The organism is Bacillus sp. 11B20, assembly GCF_056098985.1.
Map to the genome: position 1 here is coordinate 812,092 of NZ_JBLZWZ010000009.1, position 23,106 is coordinate 835,197.

Genomic DNA, 23,106 nt, shown 5'->3' on the forward strand with positions numbered 1-23,106 from the left:
CCTTGGCATTTACTTTTGCCTATCATCATAAACGAAAATAGAACTCTTTGCCCAGTTTTTCTTTCAAATCGGGAACCTAGATATGGCTCATTCGTATGAATATGAAACTAGAGGAGGGATGCTTTTATGTTTGTTGTCATTATCATATTAGCTTTTTTAGGAGCCATCATTGCCAGCTTGTTCACACCAAAGGATAAACGTGCATCTGCTAAGCGTTCTGCACATCATAATTCAACGACAAGTACATATACTGATTCGTATACCCATCACGCTTCTGACGCCTCCTGCGGGAGTGATTCAGGTGATAGCGGCGGTGGTGGATGTGACTAAACAAAAAAACAGCCGCCCTTTTATGAGACGGCTGTTTCGTTTATGGTTTTAAAGAGCTTTCCAGCCCCGTTCAATCAAATGTTTAACGTCCTTTGCAAAATCCTCGCCCTTTTCCATCACGTCCTGAGCTCTTCCTGCAAAATTACTGGCAACGGCCAGCTCCATTTTTTTCAATTCAAAGTGTAAGATTTTTTGGTCAATCTCTGTTATATATTTTTCATATTCATCGTTGACGATGTCGTGCATCACGCTGTAAGCGTCTTTTCGGTGGCGATGAAAGTCGGTTCCTCTCTCGCCTTTCCATGACGAATCTAGAGCAGGCTTCTTGATTTCTTTGATATCTGACTGGGCAAGATCTTGTTCTGTTCGAATATTGCTTTTGGCTGTCTTTAACCGAGAGATCATTTCGTCAAATTCTGCACGTTTGTTCTCAATTCCCATATGCAGATGGTGCAGCATCTCGGATAAACTCATGTCATCCACCTCTATCTGACCTCATACGAAAGCACGGCGTGAGCACCTTTGGAAACCATCGACTCACTTGATTTTTCCAATCCTGACATTTCTATCGTTCTGCTTTCATTAAGTATAGTATAAGGTGAAAAGCCTCAGGCTTAAATAGGGAAAAGGTGTCCTTTTAGCGACGCGTTTGGAAGAAAAACGGAATAATACAAGGTCTTAAACCCTGGATTTTATATGAGTCTTTGTAACTATAATTACTTCATGTAAATGATATCCATAAATAAAAGCGATTGTGCTGATTATTTTGCAGCAATCGCTTCGTCTTGTTCTTTTAATGTTTTCACGTTAGAACGTGTATCCTGAACGTTTTTGATTAGAGCTTCTTTAAAGCTTGAAACCATTTCGCTCACCTCTGCTTCACGTGCCGTCCACTTGGTTACAAATTCAAGGCTGTTTTCACCCGCTTTATCTGCTGCCTTTTTCATCGCTAAAGCTTCGACTGCTTGGGAGACTTCATCTAGTTTATCCATGACTGTTTGGTAGTTTAACTTAATTTGTCCCATTGTGATATCCTCCAGATTTGTTCAGCATGAATCTTGTTTACAAGCTGCTCCATGCTTTTGAGATCAAGCGTTTTGCGTCCTCTACTGCGTCTTCTCCTTTTTCAGCAAGGCGTGCGGCGTCTCCAGCTAAGGAACTGGCAAAGGATAACGCAGCTTGTTCTGCTTCTAATGTACTGATTTTGAATTCGATACGGCTCACATAGCGTGGGTATTTATCGTTCACGATCGTTTGCAGCGCATCATGTGCTTCATTTCGGTCTGTTTTGAAATCCTGGCTTCGCTCACCTTTCCAAGAGGTCCCAAGCTTTGGCTGCTTGATTTGCTTTAAATCTGTTTCTGCCGCATCTTGTTCACGTTCAACCTTGCTTTTCGCCTTTTTGAGCCGAGCGATTTTCTCTTCAATTTCTGCTTTTTTATTTGAAATGCCACCGTTAAGGGCAGACAGCATATCCGATAAGCTCATATGGGTTCCTCCTCCTGTCAAAATAAAAACGCTGCTTAGAGTCCCTCTAAACGAGCGTAAGGTGAATAGCACTTTTTCCAATATTGTTATTATAAGGTTCAAAGACTCATGTTTGAATAGGGATTTGTGCCCTTTTTATGGGATAAATATGCTTTCACTCTGCTTCACACTCCCCCTTTCGACCTCTTTTATAGGAGGTCTAAATTCCTGTTCGTTTGCTATATGTCACATATAGTCTCTCGGTCCTAGGACAAACAAAGCCGCCCCGTGCAGGAGCGGCTTTTGGAAACGGCTTATGAGGCCGATTCTTCTCTTTCTTGTTGATCTTTCACGTACCAAATGAATTTGCCCGTATATCCGTAAATGATCGCAAGACCAATGGCGACAAAGCTCAACCACATAAATGGTAAATAAGAGAATGTCGATACGCCAAGAATTCCTGCCATGTAAATACCGTTATCTGACCATGGAACCATACCAGAAGTAAGCGTACCACCGACCTCAGAGTTTCTGGATAAAACTCGTCTGTCTAACTTTAATTTATCGTAGCTCTTTTCCATAATTTTTGGTGTAAGGATTAACGATACATACATCGCACAGCCAAAGATATTGGCGAAGAACGCAACAACGAGTGTAGACAGCGTTACATTCCCTGCATTATGTAATTTTTTCTCAAATGTCGCAACGATGACTTTTAATACGCCTAAATATTCTAATACTCCACCGAAACCAAGTCCGAGAATAATGACCACTAAAGATCCAAGCATATTCACAATACCGCCACGGTTTAACAGCGTATTTAAGAATTCTACATCTGAATTAATAGAGAAACCATTATAAGCTGTACCAAGTGCATCGGCTGGATTCATCCCTTGGAATGCCATTGCCCAAACTGCGCCAAGAAGCGCACCAATCGCAATAACAGGCATTGAAGGTTTTTTCAAGACAAGTAATAGCACAACAATAAGCGCCGGAATGATCATCCAAATATTAATCGTGAATGTATCTTGCAATGCTTGTTTCAAAAACTCTACTTTTCCTTGATCAATATTTTTTCCGCCATACATAAACCCGGTAATGGTAAACATAATGGCAGTTATGACAAAGGCAGGTATGGATAAGACCATCATCGCTCGAACATGTGCGAGCACGTCCACTTTTGAAAGTGAGGAAGCAAGGACAGTACTATCAGATAATGGAGATAATTTATCACCAAAATAGGCTCCAGATAAAACAGCACCAGCCACGATAGGTAATGGAATTCCCAAACCTTCACCAATCGCAATCATGGCAATACCTGCGGTTCCAACTGTACCCCATGATGTTCCTGTAGCAACAGACATAATGGAACAGATAATCAGTGTAGCTAGTAAGAATATATTAGGATGAATAAATTCCAGTCCATAGTAAATTAACGTTGGTACAACTCCACCAGCAATCCATGTTCCTACAAGTGCACCTACTGCAATTAAAATTAAAACAGCTTCTAAACCATTCGATATCCCTTTTGTAATGGCGTTTTGAAGATCCTTATAAGAATGCCCCAATCGAATACCCAACGCAATAACCATAAACCATGAGATAAACAATGCGAGTTGAATATCTAATTTGAAGTAAAGAGTAAATGATAAAACAATTGCTAAAAACAAGCCAAGTACAGCTACGACTTCTAAAATAGATGGTAGACGTGGTGTTTTCATTGTGTTTCCTCCCTTTGTGCGTTCGTTAAGCGTTTTCAAAATATTGTGAAAAAAGTGTGTCAATTCGAAAGAAAGTGAATTGCCTGTTTTTTCTCTTTTTCACAGGCAATTCCACATATTAATAAAATAAAATTTTTGATAATATTATCGCTCTAGGAGCTCTGCACCCGCAATGCCAGGCTTTGTCATCTCAAATGGATTTAAGATAATATCAAGTTCTTCTTCCGTTAAAACATCGTTCTGCAAGCAAAGATCTCTGATCGATTGACCTGTTAAAATGGCTTCTCTTGCAATTCTAGCAGCTGCTTCATAGCCTAAGTGAGGGTTCACGGCAGTGATTACGCCTGCACTTTTTTCTACATATTCTTTCAAACGTATTTCATTTGCTTCAATGTCCACTAAGCAATGATCTGTGAATGAGCGGAATCCGTTATTCATTATACTAATAGACTGAAGCAAGTTAAAGACCAGAACAGGCTCCATCACATTTAACTCAAGCTGGCCTGCTTCAGAAGCAAGACAGATCGTGTGGTCATTCCCAATGACCTGGAATGCGATTTGGTTAATGAGCTCTGCCATGACTGGATTGACTTTCCCAGGCATAATGGATGATCCAGGCTGACGAGCTGGCAATGCAATTTCAGCAAGACCTGCACGCGGACCAGAAGCCATTAAGCGAAGGTCATTGGCAATCTTAGACATGTTCATCATACATACTTTTAAAGCGGCGGATACTTCTGTGTAAGCATCTGTATTTTGCGTTGCATCCACGAGATGCTCTGCGCCTACAAGAGGAAGACCAGAAATATCAGCGAGCTTTTTCACCACGATCTCAATATAACGAGGATCTGCGTTTAAGCCCGTCCCAACAGCTGTCGCACCCATATTGACTTCATATAAATGCTGCTTCGATTGGTTGATCCGCTTAATATCACGGCTCAGCACACGGCTGTAAGCTTCAAACTCCTGTCCCAAACGGATTGGAACAGCATCCTGCAAGTGCGTACGACCCATTTTGATCACATGATCGAATTCTTTTGCTTTCTTTTTGAAGACGTCCTGCATGGCTTGCATCGTTTCAAGCAGAATGTCTAACTGCTTGAGCACAGCAATATGAATCGCCGTTGGGAATGAGTCATTCGTTGATTGCGACATATTCACATGTGTGTTTGGGCTTAAATGGATGTATTCACCCTTTTGATGTCCCATGATTTCTAGCGCTCTGTTTCCAATCACTTCATTGGCATTCATATTCATGGACGTTCCTGCGCCGCCTTGAATTGGATCGACAATAAAGTACTCGTGAAGCTTGCCTTCAATGACTTCGTCAGACGCTTGAACGATGGCATTTCCAATTCCTTCATATAAACGTCCGACTTCCATATTGGCTTGAGCTGCTGCTTTTTTCACGATGGCAAAGGCTCTGATTAGTTCCTCGTGCATCCGATATCCTGTAATCGGGAAATTCTCTTTCGCACGAAGGGTTTGAACCCCATAATACACGTCTGCTGGAATTTCTTTTTCACCAAGAAAATCCTTCTCATAGCGATAAGTTGCTTGAACCATCTCTTATGACCTGCTTTCTATAGAATAGTTAAATCACTAAATCTTCTGCGATTGGCGTTTCCATAATCTTTTTGACTTCTCTTGGATCTGTTGTTTTGCCTAGTGCCCACATCAGTTTCGGCACGATAGCTTCTGTATTCATATTTCTTGAACGTGCCACCAATTCTTGATTGATCTTGCGTCCTACCTCATACACACTCATGTCTTCGCCTTCTTCAAGACACTGAGTGGTGATGACAACAGAAATGCCTTCTTCCAGCAATTCGTTGATCTTTTCTAAAAGGTTTCTTCCTTCGAAAGGAATTCCGCCGCTGCCGTAGCTTTCAATGACAACGCCTTTGTACATGCTTTTGACTGCATCTAAAAACTCAGGCTTAAGGCCTGGGTGCAATTTTAACAGACACACATCTGTGTTCAAGGATGCATCTAATTTAAGCGGTTTCATTGGTGTTCTTTTTACTTTGCTATTGTATTCAATTTGATGGTTTTCAATTGATGCAATATATGGGTAGTTAATGCTTTCAAATGCATCATAGCTTTTCGTTCTTAGTTTGATCGCACGTGTTCCTTGGATGACTCTGCCATCAAACACGACATATACGCCGCCAACACCGTCACATGCAAAACGAATCGCATCTGTGATGTTTTTCTTCGCATCTGTTTTCTTAAAAGTAATCGGAATTTGTGAACCTGTAATCACGATCGGCTTATCAGGATTTTGCAGCATATAAGACAGCGCTGCTGATGTATAGGCCATTGTATCGGTTCCGTGAGTCACGACAAACCCGTCATACTGATCATAATTCTCATAAATGGCTGTTGCGATATCAACCCAGTATTCAGGCTGCATATTTGTACTATCTATACTCATTAGGGACTTTGTGTCCATTGTATATTCTGCATTAATTTCGTTTAAATAGCTCAAAAGATCCTCAGCTTTAACACCTGGAGCTAATCCATTTTCACTCTCTACAGATGCTATCGTCCCACCAGTCGTTAAAAGCAATAATTTCTTCAACAGGTCCACCTCTTTCGTAAAATTACTTCGTTTGTCACACATATTATAAGCTAGCTTGTGCTATTCTATAATATACGCTTTACGCGTACCTTCATTGCCATTATAGTCACATAACGCGAATTAATCAAGAAATTGTTACGCATAACGCGTACATTCTATACCAAAATATGATATACTGTTGTTGTAAATAAAGGAGCGTTCATGTATGATACTCGATCGTTTAACCACTCTTAGAAAAAAGAAAAAATGGTCTCTCCAGCATACGGCAGATCGCCTAGGTATCGCCAAAAGCACCTATGCCGGTTACGAATCTGGGTACCGACGACCTTCGCTTGAAGCAGTGAAGCTGCTGGCTGATTTGTATGATACGTCCATTGATTTTTTACTTGGTAGAACGGACGAGCCAGAGATACAACGCAAAATCTCTGATATCAAAATTGAACTGACGGAAGCAAAAGAAGGAACCATTCATGTAGACGGCGTTCCCCTAAATGATGAAGAAATCAAACAGCTTGTTGCCTTTATTCGGGCGAAAAACACTCTAAAAGTATAAACACAGAAAAGAGAGGCACCTATCAAACAGGTGCCTCTCTTTCCTTTTCCAATCTCAATATGGAGAAGACAGCTGGCTTAATTCCTCTAGCCGCCGCTTCGCTTCTTCTTTATTAAAAGAACTATAATAGCGATAATTCTCCTCATCTAGGATGCGGTAGTGCTGACTAAGTACATTTTGCTGAAGGCGAAACGTGCCTTTTTTGACAGCCGTCCTCCACCAAACCTTTCCGCCAATCGTACGCTCAACTGATAGATGTAATTCATCATGTGCCACAACTTCCAAAATCTCAAGCGGGTCATCCCCTAGTGTCCCTTTCAGAATGTCACTATCTCTGAATAATGCACATACGGCCGCGGATTGCGTCCAATTGAGACGCAGCCTGTTTTTTTCAACCTGCTGTAAATGCCGTTTCGATAGACCAAGTACCTCCGCCATGCGATCCTGCGTATAATCCTTTTCTTTTCGAATCCGTGCCATTTGTTCTGTGACGAGGTCGATTACCATCTCTTTATCCATATCTCATCACCTCTTTCGAGTGTTCAGTCTTTACTGACATCATACACGATTTTTTCGAAAAAGTGGCGCCTCATCCTATACAATTCTGACAAAACAGCTTAGTCGGTCTTCTCTTCTCCTTGGCCATGCTGCTGTCTCCAATTTTCTTGGGCTGCCTGATGTAAATATGGATAGATCTCCTGTTTGACGGTCTGCTCAAATACTTCTTCATCTAAAATGCTGTACGCCGGAATTTTAATCAATTTCCCATCTACTTTCCGAATGAGCACATCCATAAAAAGAAATCCTCTTATACTGTAACGATGCCTGCGCATGTCGATTGATTGAATATCTTGAAAAGGAATCGTTCGCTCCCGGTGCAGCACAGCGCCATTCTCTCCGCGCTGAATCCGAAAAATCACATTTCCCCTCTTCGTAAAAGCAGGCAAAATCATCAAAAAGGAGATCCAGCCATAGACAATACCTAATAGTCCGCCTAAAAATAAAAACAATGTATAGTTCGATTCAAATGTAAGAGCTTCTGAAAATAACCAAATACCGATGATACCGAAGCCGCCCGTTGCTAAGAATGCCCATACTCTTAAAAAAGGTCTGCTCCTTACTTCTATTACTTCACTTGGATTCAAGCGTCATTCTCCTTTTCTCCATTAGAATATAGAACGGAACCCGTCTCGATGAGCCGTCTCAATGCGAAATTGATTTTCTTTTACTCCTGATACAAGCCACGATTGGTTCTCACCTGGAATGACAAATATCATCGACTCCACATCAGGCGTATTATTTTTGTCATAGACGACCTTCATGAGGGAATCCATCTTTCCTTTTCTCGTCTGTACATCAGAAACAAATGCCTTCACGAGCTCTTGATTCTCTGCTTGATTCAGAAAGGATGGCCACTCATTTTTTGCTTCGCTTGCTTGCTCTAACAGCATTTCAAATTCGTCTGCCTGGAGGCTGATGACAGGTTCAGGGTGTTCATTCATCTGTATATTGAAAAAGGCTGTCACTTGCTCTTCTGCCTGCTGATCGCCGCTCAGTTTACGAATCTGATGCACTTGTTGATCATAAAGCGTATGATGCGCATATACACCCGCCTGAGTTGTGTGAAAGGAGGTGCTGACTTCTTCATCTAAATCTCCAAATCTAGACGCCTTGACGGTGTAAGAGGCATCATTCATCGCCTGGATGAAATGACGGTATTCCGCTTTATAACGGTATTGTCTGTTTCGAAATTCCAGTACACCTTTTGCGAGCAAAGAACGGCACGCAATTTCAAATAAAAACCCAAGGCGCTCATCCTCAACATCAGGATAATACGCTTCCTTTAAGGACATGCCTTGTTCAAAATAGCCTTCACTGTAAAAACTAAAGATGAGTTCCTCAATACTTAGACTTAGCTGATCCAACTTGATCTCTCCTTATCCAAAAGAAAATGCACCCTTAAAGAAATCGCCTGCACCCTTTATGAGCGAATCTGCGGTTTCTTTTGTTTTCTCTATCCCTTTATGTATCACCTGATTCGCCTGATCAATGGTATCATTGACTGCTTTCACACCTTGACCCGCCAGTTCGAATGCTTTTTTCCCTTTATCCACGACCGCATGAATCGGGTCCTTTAATTTCACTGCCATCTGTTCAGCAAAACCGGATGTCAGCTTGGCGACTTTTTCTCCAATAAATCCACCTACCGCTGATCCAATGGCTCCGCCAACAACGGTACCAATCGGGCCTGCAAAGCTTCCAAGAGCGCCGCCGACAACGGCACCTGCGACAGAACCTCCAGCGATAAAGACCGTATTGTTCACTGCATTTCCAACAGCCTTTGCATTTTCACGCTTAAGAACTTCTGGCTGATCACCGAATTCTGCATAGTTCTCGGCAATTTTCAATCCACAGCCCACTGTTTCTGTTGCACCAGTGACAACTGTTGCAATGATGGCATTCCCTTTCGCAAACCTTGCACCATTTTTCAGAACAGACTTGATCGCAGCTGTGTCCTTCCAATTAATACTTCCTTTTGTAAAATCACGGACACTGTTTGTGAACGCAACTGTATCGTCAGGATAAAATTTTGTGAATTTCTTATGGACCAAGTCAGCCATCGGCCAGTTCGATCGTTTTAATAATTCTTTTTTACTCAGCCAAATCCTTGCTAACCGGTCAAATCTCGTTCCTTCTACCCGGCTGGTCAGATCAAGCAGCAGCTTCGAATGCTGCGCTGCATATCGGCCATTTTCTTTGATAAAGGTCGTCATCCCAAGCCCGTAATATTTCGCCTGCATCATCACGATACCTGCTAAGCTCGTGAGTGTACCATATTGATCATAGATGCTGTACAATTTCCGCAATATATCATCTGCTTCGACCATTTTATCTGTTGCATGACGAATGGCAATATCATCGCTGCTCAATTTGCTGATTAACGCTTGTCCTGCTCCCCATGCATCCCCGACACCAGAAAAACAGCTTCTATACCGAGGATCGCAGCCTAAAATCAGCCCGTCCAGTTCACTATGTAAATCGCGGTGCTTCGTTTCAATGGCTGACAGCTCGCCTACAAAATCATTCGCCAACCCTGTCAGCTGATCTGGATCAACCACAATGTCACGTGCCATCACATCATCTCCCTTCTCGGTTTCTTTCTCTCCGTTCTTCTCTTCTCTTTCGCTCAAGCTCTTCCATTCTGGCAATTTCAGCTTTACGCTCCTCAATTTTGACCGCTGCATCCCGCAGTTCCTGACTTGTTTCAAGCAAATCCTTTTCAAATTGATCATAGCGTGCCGTTGTTTCTTCAAAGCTTTGATCAAATTTATCTCTTGCTTCTCCCTGCCAGCCTGATCCTACTGCCTTCAGCCGATTTTCCAGCAGCTGCTTTGACTGCCGAATCTCATCAGCCGCTTCCTGAAACTTTTGAGCGAGTGCCAGCGTTTGACTAGAATCCAACTTTCGCACCCCCTTCTCCCAATTTAACGTACAAATGGATGATTTTATATGTCCTCATTATAAATAAAAAGACACCCAAAAAAATCACCCTAAAGAACCATTCAGCACATCACCTAATGAAAGTAGGCCTTTTTCCTCTCTAATTGCCAGAGAAAGCCTTTCTTGTTATGAAGCGCATTCAAGACGTGATAAAATGGACGTATTCTACAAAAGGAGTGACGTATAGATGAAAGAGGAAATGATTCAGCGTTTCACAAGTTATGTGAAGGTAGATACGCAGTCAGATGCAGAAAAGGAAAGCTGCCCATCTACTGAAGGACAATTGAATCTGGCGAGACAGCTTGTTGAAGAAATGAAATCTATCGGGATTCAAGAAGTGACAATGGATGAAAACGGCTATGTCATGGGAACGATTCCGTCTAACACAGACAAAGACGTGCCGACTATTGGCTTTTTGGCTCATATCGACACCGCCACTGACTTCACCGGCAAAAATGTAAAACCGCAGCTTCATGAGAACTATCAAGGCGGCGACATTACCTTAAATGAAGATCTACATATCGTTTTATCTCCACAACAGTTTCCAAATTTACAAAAGTACCAAGGACATACGCTGATCACAACAGATGGCACTACCCTGCTTGGTGCAGATAACAAAGCTGGTATCGCAGAAATTATGACAGCTATGCATTACCTAATTGAACACCCAGACATTAAGCATGGAAAAATCCGCGTCGCTTTTACGCCAGATGAAGAGATTGGCAGAGGGCCGCACAAGTTTGATGTTGATGCCTTTGGCGCTTCCTATGCTTACACAATTGACGGCGGACCGCTTGGCGAGCTGCAATATGAAAGCTTCAACGCAGCAGGTGCGAAAGTATCCATTAAAGGAAACAACGTCCACCCAGGAACAGCTAAGGACAAAATGGTCAGCGCTGCGAAAATCGGGATGCTCTTTCATAACAAACTTCCTTCTGACGAATCTCCGGAGTATACAGAAGGCTACGAAGGCTTTTTCCACCTGACGAAATTTGTAGGAGAAGTAGAAGAGGCGGAGCTGCAATATATTATCCGTGATTTTGATAAAGAGAAATTCAACAATCGCAAGGCATTGTTTGAAAAAATAGCAAATGACTTAAAAGCCACCTACGGAGAAAACAGCATCACCCTCAGCATTCAGGATCAATATTATAATATGAGAGAAAAAATTGAGCCGGTGAAACATATTGTGGACATAGCTCATGAAGCTATGGAAAATCGCTCAGTCACACCGGTCATTGAACCAATCCGCGGCGGCACAGATGGCTCCCAGCTTTCATATAAAGGTCTACCAACGCCAAACATCTTTACTGGCGGAGAAAACTTCCACGGTAAATATGAATTTATTTCCGTTGAAAACATGGTGAAAGCAACCGAAGTTATCGTTGAAATTGCCCGTCTATTTGAAGAAAAAGCATAGACATGTTTACAACCGTTCCTGTTCGGGAACGGTTTTTTAATAAAAGTTTACAATTTTCTGAAACTTTTATGACACTTATTCGTACTAATAGAGACAACCCCAGAAAAAATTCTTCTTGACGAGTGAAATAACTGGAAATATAATAGTTAAAAACAACCAGTATTTTAGACCTAAAATAGCAGATCGAATGAACCTTAAGGACTAAACCGATTCTGCTGCTTATTTTCAGTTATAAACATCACTCACCCTGTCTACACTTAAAGAATAGGATGAATTGGAGGAATGTCATATGATGATTTTATTGATTATCGCTTCACTTTGCTGCTACTTACTATTCTCTTTCAAAAAAGATAACCGCACCCAAAAAAGAAAAAGCGCAGAGCTTTCGGAGTTTGAAATCTTTCGTATGCGCCGCCACTACAACGGAAAACGCCGTCACCCACTAAACGAAGCACCTAAACAAGTATAAATCCAAATAAAAGAGCCTCATGAGGGGCTCTTTTTTGTGTTGGCATAGATAGCAAAAAACGACCAGATTCAGTGGTCGTTTTTCTTTTTATTTATATACCTTCGCAGGAACTTGAATCATAGGAATTCCAACATAATAAGGTGAAATTTCATATGGCTGGAAGACAACAGCAATTCCCTTTTTCGTGAAGTAATACTGTGTGTTGTAGTTGATTTCAATGTCACTTTTTTTCAGGTTCGCATAGAATTTACTTTTATGTTTCTTTGTGTAGTTATAAATATAATCTCTTACTTTCGTACGCTTTTTCTTTGTTTTCACAACGTCAGTCAAGAACAGCTGCTTTGTTTTTTTCTTTGTTAACACATAGTTCATGCTGGAAACCATTGTGTCCCCGTGCATGCTGCCATCATTCATGTAGTCATAGTTTAAGATACTTAGTTTCTTCCCATTGTTAAATTTCGTTTTAAACGATCTCTCGTACGTGATCTTCCCAAAGCCTTCCTTTTTTGCTTCATCCTTTAAGAACAAGTAAGTAGAATAAGAGAAAGCAATATCTTCTTTTAAATCACGATTGATGGTTTTCATATGCGCCTTGCTTAGGTTTTTCACCTGTGCATATTTGAACGTTTTTTTCTTTTTATAATAGTGTGTGCTTACTTTTGCTTTTTTTGCTTGTTTGGCATCCGCAGATCCAACTGGCGCAAACAAGGAAACAATCAGTGAGAAAATAAGCAGGCCGATCGTTAGGCCTTTTTTCATTGTCATAGTAAAAACCCCCATTTTTGTCTATTACCAAATGAGTATACCATGACAAAAGAACCAAAAGAAGTATTTTTTCCATATTATTCTTCATTTTTCCACATCTGGTTTGTTTACCGTTTTCATAAGTTCCTGTATGCTTAATATAGAATGCTAGATGAAGTGTGGTGTTTATCATAGAAGAGAATATTTTTAGTCACATTCGGACGACGTTTCATAGTTTGTCCCCAACCCAGAAAAAGATTGCCAATTACATCTTACAAAACCCTCAGAAAGTTGTGCTTCATTCTATCAGTGCACTCGCTGCTGAATGCAGCACAAGCGAAACGACGATTTTTCGTTTTCTAAGAAAAATTGGCTATGAATCGTACCAAGTGTTTCGTGTCCATGTCGCACAGGATATCGCGACCAATACACCTCAATCCATATACGGCGAGATCGAGGCATCCGATAGTGTAGCTGACATTAAGCATAAGGTCATAGAGTTAACAACAAACTCTATTCAAGATATGAAGCATATTTTAGAGGATCATGCCGTCACACAATTCATTGAACACATGAAACAGGCACATAAAACCGTCTTTTTTGGAGCAGGTGCGTCCAGCTTTATTGCTGGTGATGCTTATCATAAGTTCCTGCAGCTTGGTTTTGAAGTGAGCCTCTGCAGTGATCCGCATATGATGAATATGATTGCAACACACGCCACGGAACACGATTTTATCGTCGCAATCTCCCATTCAGGAGAAAGCAGAGAAATTCTTGACGCCGTACAGTTTGCAAAAGAAAAAGGGGCAAAAATTGCCTCTATCACCAGCTATCCGAAATCAGAGCTCGCAAAACGGTCTGATTTTCATCTGCTTAGCTCTTCCAGAGAGACAACCTATCGATCGGACTCCATGATCTCCCGTATCAACCAGCTTGTGATCATTGATGTACTATACGTCGCCGCTGTTTTAGAGCTAGGATCAAATGCCATTGAAAACGTGAAACGATCTAGATTAGCTGTAGCTAAAAATAAAACATGAACACAAAAGACCGGAGCTGATTCCGGTCTTTTTTTGTGACTTTTTTCATATTTTCCGTTGACACGTTCCTATCACGTCATGTACATTAAATGAACAATAGTTTATTTCCTACTATTAAATTTAAAAGATAGTATATATACTAACAAAAAGAAAAGAAAGCGCTTTTTGTAAGGGTTTTCTATATAGGAGGCGGACAACGTGACAAAGAAGATTGGATTTATTGGACTAGGTATTATGGGAAAACCTATGGCACTCAATCTATTAAAAGCCGGTCATACTTTAACGGTTTTTGACCTAAATGAGGAAGCGATTCGATCGTTACAGAAAGCCGGAGCAAAAGGTGCTGTTTCAGCAGCTGAGGCAGCTTGTGAAAGCGATATCATCATCACAATGCTTCCTAAAGGAGAGCATGTAGAAGCAGTCGTTTCAGGTGATCAAGGCATTTTAACGACAGCCGCATCTGGCACTGTCATCGTAGATATGAGTTCAATTTCTCCTGTAACCTCTAGGGCTTTAGCTGCTCTTGCCAAACAGCATCAGGTGGAATTTATCGATGCACCTGTCAGCGGCGGAGAACCGAAGGCAATAGACGGAACACTTGCCATCATGGCTGGCGGCGAAGAATCCATCTTTGAGCAAGTGAAGGATGTCCTGCTTGCAATGGGCACTGAGGTCGTATTAGTTGGACCGAATGGAAGCGGAACAACAGCAAAGCTTGCCAATCAAATCATCGTCAACTTAAATATTGCGGCCATGTCCGAGGCGCTCGTTCTAGCTGCTAAATCAGGCATTGCCATTGATAAGATGTATGAAGCCATCCGCGGCGGACTGGCAGGAAGTGCCGTTCTCGACGCAAAAGTCCCCCTCATCTTAGAAAGAAATTTTGAACCTGGCGGACGCATCGACATCAACTTGAAGGATTTAACCAATGTCATGGAAACTGCTCATGATATCGGTGTTCCTCTTCCGCTTTCTAGTCAGTTGCTTGAAATCTTCCACGCCCTCAAAGCAGACGGAAAATCCGGGCTTGATCATGGCGGCATCGTTCAATATTACGAAAAAATGGCTCATGTCGAAGTAAAGAAAGGATGAGATGGTCATGAAGCAAAGTACTGACATATTGAATGCCATTCCAAAAGCAGATTCAAAGGCCATTCAATCAGCATACGAACAAGCACTGAGCGACTTTCAGCATAAAGTCATTGTATTAGACGATGATCCAACAGGGATTCAAACCGTACATGGCGTCTCTGTTTTCACCGATTGGTCAGAAGAAAGCATTGAGGCTGGTTTTCTTGAAGACAGCCGCATGTTCTTTATACTGACAAATTCTCGCAGTATGACAGAGAAAGAAACTGCCGCTGCGCACGAAACAATTGCTGCAACCATTGTAAAGGTGGCTGAACGGCTTAATCAGGAATTCATCATTGTCAGCCGAGGAGATTCTACTCTTCGCGGACACTTTCCGCTTGAAACTGAAGTACTCAGAACGACCATTGAACAGCAAAGCTCCCGCCAGTTCGATGGAGAAATCCTTCTTCCTTTTTTCCAAGAAGGCGGACGCTTTACGATCGACAATATTCATTACGTACAGGAAGGACACGAATTAATTCCTGCTGGTGATACAGAATTTGCAAGAGACCGTACATTCGGCTTTCAATCCTCTCATCTAGGAGAATGGATTGAAGAAAAGTCAGAGGGATTGTTCACAAAAAAGAACACGACCTACATTTCGTTAGCTGATCTGCGGGCTTTACGCATCGATCAAATCAAACAACAGCTCATTGGTGTGAAGGACTTCAAAAAAGTGGTTGTAAACGCAGTGGACTATGACGATGTCAAAGTCTTTGTCACCGCTCTCATTGAAGCCATTCAAGCAGGACAGCAGCTGATGTTCAGAAGTGCGGCGGCGCTCACAAAAGTACTTGGCGGTATAGGGGATCACGCCTTATTAACAAGAGATGACTTGATACAAGAAGAAAGCCCTCATGGTGGTCTCATTATGGTCGGTTCTCATGTAAAAAAAACAACAGAACAATTACAAGCGCTTGAGCAAAATAAAGAGATGGCTTTTATTGAATTTAATACCCACCTCGTGTTAGAGCCTGATGCCTTTCGCAAAGAAATTGACCGTGTCATTCAGCAAACTGAAGCACTGTTGGTAGCAGGTCAATCTGTGGCTATTTATACAAGAAGAGAACGGCTTGATCTTGGGGATGATCGCCAAGAGGAAGAATTAAAGCTCTCTGTACAGATTAGTGATGCTGTGACAAGTATTGTCCAGCGCCTCACCATTCGTCCTAAGTATCTCATTGCCAAAGGCGGAATCACCTCCAGCGATATTGGGACAAGAGGACTTAGCGTGAGACGTGCGACCGTGGCAGGTCAAATCAAACCAGGGATCCCTGTTTGGCAAACAGGAGAAGAAAGTAAATTCCCTTTCATGTCTTATGTGATTTTCCCGGGAAATGTTGGGTCAAAGGATACGTTAAAAGAAGCTGTAGACATACTTGAAGGATAAGGCATAGGGGGTGTTTGCGCCCCCTTATGCACCACAAAGGAGGAAAGATCATGTCGTTAGTGTTTATTGGACTTGGCGTTTTGTTATTGCTTTTACTCATGGTTGTCTTTAAGTTAAACGCTTTCATTTCTTTGATTATTGTCTCTTTAATTGTTGCTGTGTTAGAAGGGATGACACCACTAGAAGCGATTGCTTCCGTCGAAAAAGGACTTGGCAGTACGCTCGGACACCTGGCACTCGTTCTCGGTTTTGGAGCGATGCTTGGGAAATTGATGGCTGATTCTGGCGGTGCTCAGCGTATCGCGATGACACTCATTGACCGATTTGGCATCGGAAAAATCCAATGGGCGACAATGCTGACTGGATTTGTGATTGGAATTGCTCTATTTTATGAAACCGGATTCATTATTTTAATTCCATTAGTCTTTACGATCGCTCAGGCTGCAAGACTTCCTGTGCTGTATGTGGGCATGCCGCTTGTCGCTGCTCTCATCACCACACATGGCTTCCTCCCTCCTCACCCAGGGCCGACTGCCATTGCGAATGTCTTTCAAGCAAACATGGGACAAACCTTATTGGTTGGGATTATTTTAGCGATTCCTGCTGTTTTAGTAGGTGGACTTCTGTTTACAAAACTATTTAAAAAAGACCAGTTGCACGCACATATCCCAAAGAACTTATTTAATCCAAAGGAATTCACAGAAGAAGAAATGCCTAGCTTCGGCATTAGCATTTTCACCGCTGTTTTGCCTGTATTGCTTATGACTTTCAGAGCATTTCTAGAAATTTTCTTCCCTTCCTCCCCATTGCTGCCTACCGCTGAGTTTTTAGGCGAACCGGCGATTGCACTATTAATCTCAGTGCTGCTTGCCATCTACACGTTTGGGCTTGGAAGAGGAAAGAGCATGCATGACGTAATGAAGTCCATCACGGATTCTATCGGCTCTATTGCCATGATTTTATTAATTATTGCGGGCGGAGGCGCCTTTAAACAGGTGCTCATTGATAGCGGCGTCGATCAATACATTGCAGGGATCATGCAAGGAAGCACACTTTCTCCCCTGCTTCTGACTTGGCTCATTGCTGCTGTCCTTCGTGTCTCTTTAGGATCAGCGACTGTCGCCGGTCTCACGGCGGCTGGCATTTCTGCACCACTGATTGGCCTGACGGGTGTCAGCCCTGAGTTAATGGTGATCGCAACAGGTGCCGGCAGTATCACGTTCTCTCATGTGAATGATGCAGGTTTCTGGATTTATAAAGAATACTTTAACCTATCAATGGCTCAAACCTTTAAAACGTGGACTTTGATGGTCACCGTGCTTTCACTTGTCGGACTTGCTGGTGTTCTTGTTGCTGATTTGTTCATGTAGGAAATTAAATTGTAAAAACCATTGACTTTTCCCTAAAAACGTTGAATAATTGTGTTTATTAAGAAAATTGAATCAAAAGGTAACCTTATTAAGAGTGGTGGAGGGACTGGCCCTGTGAAACCCGGCAACCGCTGTTCCTAGGAACAGAATGGTGCTAATTCCTTAAGCAAGCAGATGCTTGTTTGAAGATAAGGCAGAGTTCTCACAGTATATGATGCTCTTCCTTATCCAAGGAAGAGCTTTTTTATTTGATTTTTTAACCTGAAGAAAGAAGGGATTCAGCATGACACAAGTAAAAACCATTGGAAAGAAAACAACGAAACCGCCATACCGCGCAGATCAAGTAGGAAGCTTACTACGTTCAGAACGCATCAAGGAAGCACGCAAGCTAAAAGCAGACGGTACGCTGACAGCAGAACAACTCCGACAAATTGAAAACGAAGAAATCACACGTATTGTAGAGAAGCAAAAAGAAATTGGGTTAGAGGTTGTCACAGATGGTGAGTTCAGACGTGCATGGTGGCATTTTGACTTTCTGGAAGGACTCGATGGGGTTGAAGGATTTGAAGCAGATCAGGGCATTCAATTCCATAACACGACGACAAAAGCAAGAGGGATCAAGGTAACAGGCAAGATCGATTTTACAGATCATCCAATGTTGGAGGATTATCGTTTCCTTCACAGCATCGCTGGTGATCATACGGCTAAAATGACGATTCCAAGTCCCAATATGCTCTTTTTCCGTGGAAAGCTTGAAGAAGGAGTGTATGACAGCTTAGAGGAATTCCACCATGATGTGGCACAGGCGTATAAGAAAGCCATCCGTGCTTTTTATGATGCAGGCTGCCGCTACTTGCAGCTGGATGATACGGCATGGGCCGTGTTCTTTTCTGAAAAAGGTCACGAGCAAATCAAAGCCTTTGGCCGTGAAGAGGATGAACTTCGTGAGTCGTTTGCGAAGACAATCAATGAAGCTGTTGCCGATCGCCCAGAGGATTTGGTGATTACTATGCACATTTGCCGCGGTAACTTTAAATCAACTTGGGCTGCTGAAGGTGGTTACGAAGCAGCGGCAGAAACAATTTTCGCCGGCTTAGATCTTGATGGTCTCTTTTTAGAATTCGACGACGATCGTTCTGGCGGATTTGAGCCTCTTCGATATGTGAAGAACCCAAACCTTCAAATCGTACTAGGCCTTGTCACTTCAAAATACGGTGAGCTTGAGCCAGTTGAACAGATTAAAAAACGCATTGAGGAAGCGGCTCAATATGTGGACATTAACCAAATTTGTTTGAGTCCACAATGCGGTTTCGCCTCAACAGAGGAAGGCAACCTGTTAACAGAAGAACAGCAATGGGAAAAACTGCGTCATGTGATTGAGATTGCTGATCAAGTGTGGAAATAAAACATCTTGTTCTAAGCTCTCTAAGTTTAAGGGTTTTATTATTAGAAAAGAACTGCCAATAAGCAGTTCTTTTTCTTAGTTTCGTAATCTTGATACGATATTCTCTTGTGACAGTTCTTTCTTCATACGTTTTGTGATAATGTATCGCACAAACCATTTATTCAATAGAACCAAGATAAGTAGAAGTCCAACTGCTGTACCACCAATCCATAGAATGATCTCTCCCGGTAATTGTCCAAGTAGGAAAGCACCCAAGACGGCAATAAATAGTAACGCAACAATATACACTTTTAGGTTCATCTTGTCTATACTACTGTAAAATTGCTTGATCATATCCTTTGGTGACATCCCATTTAAATACAAGGACAATAAATCTCGATTCAAAATGCTAATGAGTGTATGCATCTGACCTCGATAAATAAAAGCAATCACCACAAATAAAATGATTTGAAAAACAACAAGCAGCAAAAATGACAATTTTGAATTAGCAACTAGTTTTTCTAGACCTTGCGCTTGGTAGTATACAAAAACATCTTCTTCATCGAACATTCGATCGAACTGGTTCACAAACTCATAAATATCCTCGGTTTTATTTAAATTAACAATGAGTGTTCTAACACCATCGTAGTTCTCACCAATCTTAATTTGACTACTCAATTTTTTGTACAGATCTGGTGATAGGTAACTGTAATCTTTTAAAAAATAATTCCCTTCTCCTTTGTAGTACTCAATATTCGCTTTTAATGGTTCTACTTCACCATCATATGCTTTTATTTTTTTGCCTTTAAATCTTTCTGGAAGCAGAATAGTGTTTTCTTTTAGATCCCCTTCATAACTCACAGCTTCTTTTGTTGTCGAATTGAATGATAAAGCTGACAATATATCCGTTTCTCCATTTGCTTCAATAGATAACGAGACGTCATATTCGTAAACAATGTCTTTGACATTCGGCATCCGCTTAATTTTATCTGTATCGTATTGATACTCACCAGTTTTCGAATATCCATTAATTAAAACCATTGATAGGCGATCGTTAGTCAATACATTTTTATAAATATTATCAGCAGAAATCAAGATAGTAAATATGGAGAAAAAGATTAACATCAGCAATACAAAATTCAAAACAGCCAATTTTCTCAGAGTCGATCGATGTTTCTTTTTTAAATACTCAAAGACGAATAATTTTTTCATATGGACTGGTCCTTTTTATTCAAATCTTCAAAACGAAGGACAACATCGGCATGTTGCACAACCGTATCAGAGTGTGTAACGACTAAAATCGTCTTCGTTTTCTTCAATTCAGATAACATACCAAGCATCATCTGAATGTTATCTTTATCAAGGTTGTTTGTTGGTTCATCTAATAGAATCAATGAATAATCAAACAGCATGATTTTCAAAAAAGCAGCGCGTTGCCTTTCTCCGCCTGACAGATTACTTACTGTGACATCAAGTTTCTCGCTCATTTTAAGCTTCTTAGCCTGTTCTGCTAATCTTTCATTTGAGACTTCTTGTTCATTAATTAACGAGATGACATGTAAATTTTCTCTGACGGTTAAAGACTCAATCAAGTTCAGATCTTGAAAGAAATAGGCAATTTTCTTGCGGTATTTATCAACCTGTTCTTGATTTGTATAATCAATGGACTGGTTGAACAACATCATCTTCCCAGAACTCGGTTTTTGAATCAATGCAATAACGTTAATAAATGTTGTCTTTCCACTACCACTTTCTCCATAAAGGGCATAAAGACCAGGGCCTTGAATATGTAAAGACAAATCTTTCAAGATGGTTGCATTCCCATATTGAAAACCAAGGTGGTCGACCTTTAGAATCGACGTATCTTCCTTATTATCTAAGTTCACTAGCCATCTCAATCCCCTCTAATAAATTAAGTGTGTGATTTCCATAAACACTTAATTCAAAATCGTAACTTCCTTTAGATGTGCAATAACCTAAGCCACATTGAGAGGCTTGAATTTTTTTCTTAATTTTAACTTTTGGCACATCCAGATTATAGCGTAATAAAATATCCGTATATAGATTGAGAATAATGTAATGATTATCTCCATGATACGAAATAACTTCATTAAACATATCTACCAATTTATTCTTATCATTTTGATTAATGTCTACAATATCATATTTCATAAGAGTTGTTAATAAATCATCTGAATCGCTCCACTGCATAGTACTCTTATCGGCTTTTCCTCCTTTAAGTTTAAAGCAATAGTACATTTCACTAATATTCTCTATGTTTTGACATGTGCCATTAGGAATCAATGTTTCGTCAAACGGCAAGCCTAATTCGCTCGTAATTTGCTTTGCAAAAAACTGATTCTGATAACTACTTAATTGATCTTCATCTTCTAGTAAACCTTCATAACGATTAGTTAAAATTCTCCTGTATTCTTCTGCTTGATCGAGATCAGCACTAGAAAAAATATTCGACATTAAATAAATATTCCTTAAAGAGTCTAATGAGTAAAATAATGAAGGAAAAGGCTTATAATTTGAAGGAATGTTAAAAGTAAGCTCATTCTTTTTTTTATGATTCATATCCTGTAATAACTGAATGATTTGAAAATGAAACCAATATGTAATTTCATCTCTAAACAAAATGGTTTTTTGGTTATCTTCATTAAAATAAATCTTCGTTAAATGTTTCACATTGGACTCTATCTCTAACATGTTCGCCAATATAAGAGATGCATAAAGAATGATAGGTTCGTCATAATCAAAAAGAGATAGACTTGTATACTCTGCCAAATTAGATTGAATTTCTTTTTCTAAAAAAGAAGGTACCTTATGATGAAAATATGATGTCAAGATTAGATAATAATCGTACTCTATTTTATCTTGCGGAGACGGCTTATCCAATTTGGAGAAAGTTTTTTTGACTAGTCTAATGCCGCTAGAATCTTTTATTTTAGTAAAAGTATCATATAATAAGAAAAGGTTTAAATAGGAATCCGCGCTGGTGATATCTTTCTTGGAAAATTTACTTGTATATGTTACTTGAGAAAGTGCCACCTTACAGAAAAATTGATTTTTTTCTTCCCTACATTCTACTTGTTTACTATTGTGACCTTGCTTTTTTTGGTAAAGTGCTAGTGTGTTGTGAATTAGTTCAGATGGTTGTTCTTGTTGACTGTTAACCTCAAAGACTTGACCTCCTGACTCACTCTTCATATAGGAATGAATAGTACGTTCAAAGTCTTTATTATATATCTTTCTTTGCATAGACAAATTCTCATTTTGACTACAACCCGTTACAATCAAGATTATTGAGACGATAAATATTAGTATTCTATACATCATGTATTCTCCTAATATTATAATAATTGTGGAATAACTGAATCGAATAGACTTTTAGATTTAGATTTTGGCTGTAGCTGTGTATGTTCTGCTGCTATTTTGATCTACTTCAGTTGTCGTATACATACCTAGATAAATAGCTAATCCACCTGCACAAACGTTACCTGAAGTAGTGTAGATTTTACCTTTCGTTGACTTACTATAAGATTTACTTGAAGCACTTCCTGTAGCTCCTGTTCCTGGAGCAGAAACACTTCCACCAACAGTATAGAAACTGACATCGTGATGAAGTTTCTTAAAACCTTTACGTGTTGTTTGACTTTGAGCTTTAAACTTACCGCAACCTTTAAGGTCAGACCAATATGGTAAATCCGCTTTAGCCGTTACCTTAGAAATTGTTTTCACTGCTCTATAAGCTTGAGCATCTTGAACATAAAATAATGATGATGCAACTACAAAAATAATAGCTACATATAAAAATTTAATTTTAGACATATTTTCCCCCGATTTCTCGATATAGTTATTCCACAATAGGGATAATTATCCAATATTTCCAAATTTATATCAACCTCTATCACTCGACATATTACGACAATCCTCACAATTATGTAACATTTTTCAACTTATGTGTTTAATTATCCAAAAAGAAAAACCACTCAATGC

At 40.5% G+C, this 23,106-nt stretch carries 25 protein-coding genes and 1 riboswitch; of the genes, 9 read left to right on the top strand and 16 right to left on the bottom strand.

Annotated elements, in window-relative coordinates:
- Nucleotides 1–126: 126 nt before the first annotated feature.
- Nucleotides 127–330, top strand: a complete 204-nt coding sequence (locus ACN6NB_RS18420; RefSeq protein ID WP_039182539.1) for a hypothetical protein — start codon at nucleotides 127–129, stop codon at nucleotides 328–330.
- 48 nt (nucleotides 331–378) lie between these two features.
- On the opposite strand, the gene ACN6NB_RS18425 is transcribed toward ACN6NB_RS18420, so the two are convergent.
- The 6 genes from ACN6NB_RS18425 to ACN6NB_RS18450 all read right to left on the bottom strand — a co-directional run bounded on the left by ACN6NB_RS18425 (nucleotide 379) and on the right by ACN6NB_RS18450 (nucleotide 6,102).
- Nucleotides 379–804: a YwqH-like family protein gene (locus tag ACN6NB_RS18425; RefSeq protein ID WP_039182541.1), complete on the bottom strand. Its 426-nt coding sequence runs from the start codon at nucleotides 802–804 to the stop codon at nucleotides 379–381.
- A 287-nt stretch (nucleotides 805–1,091) separates the two neighbouring features.
- Nucleotides 1,092–1,355, bottom strand: a complete 264-nt coding sequence (locus tag ACN6NB_RS18430) for a YwqI/YxiC family protein (RefSeq protein ID WP_024423905.1) — start codon at nucleotides 1,353–1,355, stop codon at nucleotides 1,092–1,094.
- Between the two features lie 37 nt (nucleotides 1,356–1,392).
- Nucleotides 1,393–1,818 carry a YwqH-like family protein gene (locus ACN6NB_RS18435; RefSeq protein WP_041118256.1) on the bottom strand — a complete coding sequence of 142 codons (426 nt, stop codon included), beginning with the start codon at nucleotides 1,816–1,818 and terminating at the stop codon, nucleotides 1,393–1,395.
- A gap of 293 nt (nucleotides 1,819–2,111) precedes the next feature.
- Nucleotides 2,112–3,518, bottom strand: coding sequence for a Na+/H+ antiporter NhaC (nhaC, locus tag ACN6NB_RS18440; RefSeq protein ID WP_058838438.1), 1,407 nt, complete (start codon nucleotides 3,516–3,518; stop codon nucleotides 2,112–2,114).
- 144 nt (nucleotides 3,519–3,662) lie between these two features.
- The gene (aspA, locus tag ACN6NB_RS18445) at nucleotides 3,663–5,084 is read right to left on the bottom strand and encodes an aspartate ammonia-lyase (RefSeq protein ID WP_039182553.1); all 1,422 of its coding nucleotides are present in this window, start codon (nucleotides 5,082–5,084) and stop codon (nucleotides 3,663–3,665) included.
- Nucleotides 5,085–5,112: 28 nt separating this feature from the next.
- Complete coding sequence (locus tag ACN6NB_RS18450; protein ID WP_024427527.1) at nucleotides 5,113–6,102, bottom strand: asparaginase; 990 nt, start codon at nucleotides 6,100–6,102, stop codon at nucleotides 5,113–5,115.
- A gap of 205 nt (nucleotides 6,103–6,307) precedes the next feature.
- Here ACN6NB_RS18450 and ACN6NB_RS18455 point away from each other — a divergent pair, with 205 nt between their 5' ends.
- Nucleotides 6,308–6,655: a helix-turn-helix domain-containing protein gene (locus ACN6NB_RS18455; RefSeq protein WP_039182556.1), complete on the top strand. Its 348-nt coding sequence runs from the start codon at nucleotides 6,308–6,310 to the stop codon at nucleotides 6,653–6,655.
- 54 nt (nucleotides 6,656–6,709) lie between these two features.
- Here ACN6NB_RS18455 and ACN6NB_RS18460 read toward each other — a convergent pair whose 3' ends face one another.
- The 5 genes from ACN6NB_RS18460 to ACN6NB_RS18480 all read right to left on the bottom strand — a co-directional run bounded on the left by ACN6NB_RS18460 (nucleotide 6,710) and on the right by ACN6NB_RS18480 (nucleotide 10,117).
- A complete protein-coding gene (locus tag ACN6NB_RS18460; RefSeq protein WP_039182560.1) occupies nucleotides 6,710–7,174 on the bottom strand; it encodes a helix-turn-helix domain-containing protein in 465 nt (154 codons plus the stop codon).
- Nucleotides 7,175–7,272: 98 nt separating this feature from the next.
- Nucleotides 7,273–7,800 (bottom strand): YfjD family protein, encoded by a 528-nt coding sequence (locus tag ACN6NB_RS18465; protein ID WP_039182562.1) that lies wholly within the window; start codon nucleotides 7,798–7,800, stop codon nucleotides 7,273–7,275.
- A 21-nt stretch (nucleotides 7,801–7,821) separates the two neighbouring features.
- On the bottom strand, nucleotides 7,822–8,580 hold the full coding sequence (locus ACN6NB_RS18470) for a hypothetical protein (protein WP_144516222.1): 759 nt from the start codon (nucleotides 8,578–8,580) through the stop codon (nucleotides 7,822–7,824).
- Nucleotides 8,581–8,592: 12 nt separating this feature from the next.
- Nucleotides 8,593–9,789, bottom strand: coding sequence for a DUF6861 domain-containing protein (locus ACN6NB_RS18475; protein ID WP_024427531.1), 1,197 nt, complete (start codon nucleotides 9,787–9,789; stop codon nucleotides 8,593–8,595).
- A gap of 4 nt (nucleotides 9,790–9,793) precedes the next feature.
- The gene (locus tag ACN6NB_RS18480; protein WP_024427532.1) at nucleotides 9,794–10,117 is read right to left on the bottom strand and encodes a WXG100 family type VII secretion target; all 324 of its coding nucleotides are present in this window, start codon (nucleotides 10,115–10,117) and stop codon (nucleotides 9,794–9,796) included.
- Between the two features lie 226 nt (nucleotides 10,118–10,343).
- Between ACN6NB_RS18480 and pepT the strand changes: the two genes are divergently transcribed.
- The gene (pepT, locus tag ACN6NB_RS18485; RefSeq protein ID WP_047202931.1) at nucleotides 10,344–11,576 is read left to right on the top strand and encodes a peptidase T; all 1,233 of its coding nucleotides are present in this window, start codon (nucleotides 10,344–10,346) and stop codon (nucleotides 11,574–11,576) included.
- Nucleotides 11,577–11,865: 289 nt separating this feature from the next.
- Complete coding sequence (locus tag ACN6NB_RS18490) at nucleotides 11,866–12,045, top strand: hypothetical protein (protein ID WP_039182574.1); 180 nt, start codon at nucleotides 11,866–11,868, stop codon at nucleotides 12,043–12,045.
- A gap of 87 nt (nucleotides 12,046–12,132) precedes the next feature.
- Here the strand turns inward: ACN6NB_RS18490 and ACN6NB_RS18495 are convergent, their stop codons facing one another.
- The gene (locus ACN6NB_RS18495) at nucleotides 12,133–12,810 is read right to left on the bottom strand and encodes a DUF3298 and DUF4163 domain-containing protein (protein WP_064498846.1); all 678 of its coding nucleotides are present in this window, start codon (nucleotides 12,808–12,810) and stop codon (nucleotides 12,133–12,135) included.
- Nucleotides 12,811–12,971: 161 nt separating this feature from the next.
- On the opposite strand from ACN6NB_RS18495, the gene ACN6NB_RS18500 reads away from it, so the two are divergent.
- The 5 genes from ACN6NB_RS18500 (at nucleotide 12,972) to ACN6NB_RS18520 (ending at nucleotide 19,125) form a co-directional block, all read left to right on the top strand.
- On the top strand, nucleotides 12,972–13,829 hold the full coding sequence (locus ACN6NB_RS18500) for a MurR/RpiR family transcriptional regulator (RefSeq protein WP_181286087.1): 858 nt from the start codon (nucleotides 12,972–12,974) through the stop codon (nucleotides 13,827–13,829).
- A 198-nt stretch (nucleotides 13,830–14,027) separates the two neighbouring features.
- A complete protein-coding gene (gene garR, locus ACN6NB_RS18505; protein ID WP_144516220.1) occupies nucleotides 14,028–14,921 on the top strand; it encodes a 2-hydroxy-3-oxopropionate reductase in 894 nt (297 codons plus the stop codon).
- 7 nt (nucleotides 14,922–14,928) lie between these two features.
- The gene (locus ACN6NB_RS18510; protein WP_366206476.1) at nucleotides 14,929–16,350 is read left to right on the top strand and encodes a four-carbon acid sugar kinase family protein; all 1,422 of its coding nucleotides are present in this window, start codon (nucleotides 14,929–14,931) and stop codon (nucleotides 16,348–16,350) included.
- A gap of 50 nt (nucleotides 16,351–16,400) precedes the next feature.
- Entirely contained in the window at nucleotides 16,401–17,720 is a 1,320-nt protein-coding gene (locus ACN6NB_RS18515; protein WP_212039555.1) for a gluconate:H+ symporter, read from the top strand.
- Nucleotides 17,721–17,802: 82 nt separating this feature from the next.
- Nucleotides 17,803–17,915, top strand: a riboswitch (SAM riboswitch).
- 88 nt (nucleotides 17,916–18,003) lie between these two features.
- Nucleotides 18,004–19,125: a 5-methyltetrahydropteroyltriglutamate--homocysteine S-methyltransferase gene (locus tag ACN6NB_RS18520; RefSeq protein ID WP_474253528.1), complete on the top strand. Its 1,122-nt coding sequence runs from the start codon at nucleotides 18,004–18,006 to the stop codon at nucleotides 19,123–19,125.
- A 75-nt stretch (nucleotides 19,126–19,200) separates the two neighbouring features.
- Here ACN6NB_RS18520 and ACN6NB_RS18525 read toward each other — a convergent pair whose 3' ends face one another.
- From ACN6NB_RS18525 to ACN6NB_RS18540, 4 genes are read right to left on the bottom strand one after another with little or no spacing between them, the layout of a single operon-like run.
- On the bottom strand, nucleotides 19,201–20,316 hold the full coding sequence (locus tag ACN6NB_RS18525) for a hypothetical protein (RefSeq protein ID WP_144516214.1): 1,116 nt from the start codon (nucleotides 20,314–20,316) through the stop codon (nucleotides 19,201–19,203).
- On the bottom strand, nucleotides 20,313–20,990 hold the full coding sequence (locus tag ACN6NB_RS18530; protein WP_260982277.1) for an ATP-binding cassette domain-containing protein: 678 nt from the start codon (nucleotides 20,988–20,990) through the stop codon (nucleotides 20,313–20,315). The genes ACN6NB_RS18525 and ACN6NB_RS18530 overlap by 4 nt, the downstream gene beginning before the upstream one ends.
- Entirely contained in the window at nucleotides 20,977–22,443 is a 1,467-nt protein-coding gene (locus tag ACN6NB_RS18535; protein ID WP_144516210.1) for a hypothetical protein, read from the bottom strand. The genes ACN6NB_RS18530 and ACN6NB_RS18535 overlap by 14 nt, the downstream gene beginning before the upstream one ends.
- Before the next feature lie 60 nt (nucleotides 22,444–22,503).
- Nucleotides 22,504–22,938, bottom strand: a complete 435-nt coding sequence (locus ACN6NB_RS18540; RefSeq protein WP_144516208.1) for a hypothetical protein — start codon at nucleotides 22,936–22,938, stop codon at nucleotides 22,504–22,506.
- Nucleotides 22,939–23,106 lie beyond the last annotated feature (168 nt).

Bases quoted from the DNA above. Each gene is read 5' to 3' on its own strand.
- ACN6NB_RS18420 (WP_039182539.1), top strand. From the start codon at position 127: ATGTTTGTTGTCATTATCATATTAGCTTTTTTAGGAGCCATCATTGCC.
- ACN6NB_RS18425 (WP_039182541.1), bottom strand. From the start codon at position 804: ATGAGTTTATCCGAGATGCTGCACCATCTGCATATGGGAATTGAGAAC.
- ACN6NB_RS18430 (WP_024423905.1), bottom strand. From the start codon at position 1,355: ATGGGACAAATTAAGTTAAACTACCAAACAGTCATGGATAAACTAGAT.
- ACN6NB_RS18435 (WP_041118256.1), bottom strand. From the start codon at position 1,818: ATGAGCTTATCGGATATGCTGTCTGCCCTTAACGGTGGCATTTCAAAT.
- nhaC (WP_058838438.1), bottom strand. From the start codon at position 3,518: ATGAAAACACCACGTCTACCATCTATTTTAGAAGTCGTAGCTGTACTT.
- aspA (WP_039182553.1), bottom strand. From the start codon at position 5,084: ATGGTTCAAGCAACTTATCGCTATGAGAAGGATTTTCTTGGTGAAAAA.
- ACN6NB_RS18455 (WP_039182556.1), top strand. From the start codon at position 6,308: ATGATACTCGATCGTTTAACCACTCTTAGAAAAAAGAAAAAATGGTCT.
- ACN6NB_RS18460 (WP_039182560.1), bottom strand. From the start codon at position 7,174: ATGGATAAAGAGATGGTAATCGACCTCGTCACAGAACAAATGGCACGG.
- ACN6NB_RS18475 (WP_024427531.1), bottom strand. From the start codon at position 9,789: ATGGCACGTGACATTGTGGTTGATCCAGATCAGCTGACAGGGTTGGCG.
- pepT (WP_047202931.1), top strand. From the start codon at position 10,344: ATGAAAGAGGAAATGATTCAGCGTTTCACAAGTTATGTGAAGGTAGAT.
- ACN6NB_RS18490 (WP_039182574.1), top strand. From the start codon at position 11,866: ATGATGATTTTATTGATTATCGCTTCACTTTGCTGCTACTTACTATTC.
- ACN6NB_RS18495 (WP_064498846.1), bottom strand. From the start codon at position 12,810: ATGACAATGAAAAAAGGCCTAACGATCGGCCTGCTTATTTTCTCACTG.
- ACN6NB_RS18510 (WP_366206476.1), top strand. From the start codon at position 14,929: ATGAAGCAAAGTACTGACATATTGAATGCCATTCCAAAAGCAGATTCA.
- ACN6NB_RS18515 (WP_212039555.1), top strand. From the start codon at position 16,401: ATGTCGTTAGTGTTTATTGGACTTGGCGTTTTGTTATTGCTTTTACTC.
- ACN6NB_RS18520 (WP_474253528.1), top strand. From the start codon at position 18,004: ATGACACAAGTAAAAACCATTGGAAAGAAAACAACGAAACCGCCATAC.
- ACN6NB_RS18525 (WP_144516214.1), bottom strand. From the start codon at position 20,316: ATGAAAAAATTATTCGTCTTTGAGTATTTAAAAAAGAAACATCGATCG.
- ACN6NB_RS18535 (WP_144516210.1), bottom strand. From the start codon at position 22,443: ATGTATAGAATACTAATATTTATCGTCTCAATAATCTTGATTGTAACG.
- ACN6NB_RS18540 (WP_144516208.1), bottom strand. From the start codon at position 22,938: ATGTCTAAAATTAAATTTTTATATGTAGCTATTATTTTTGTAGTTGCA.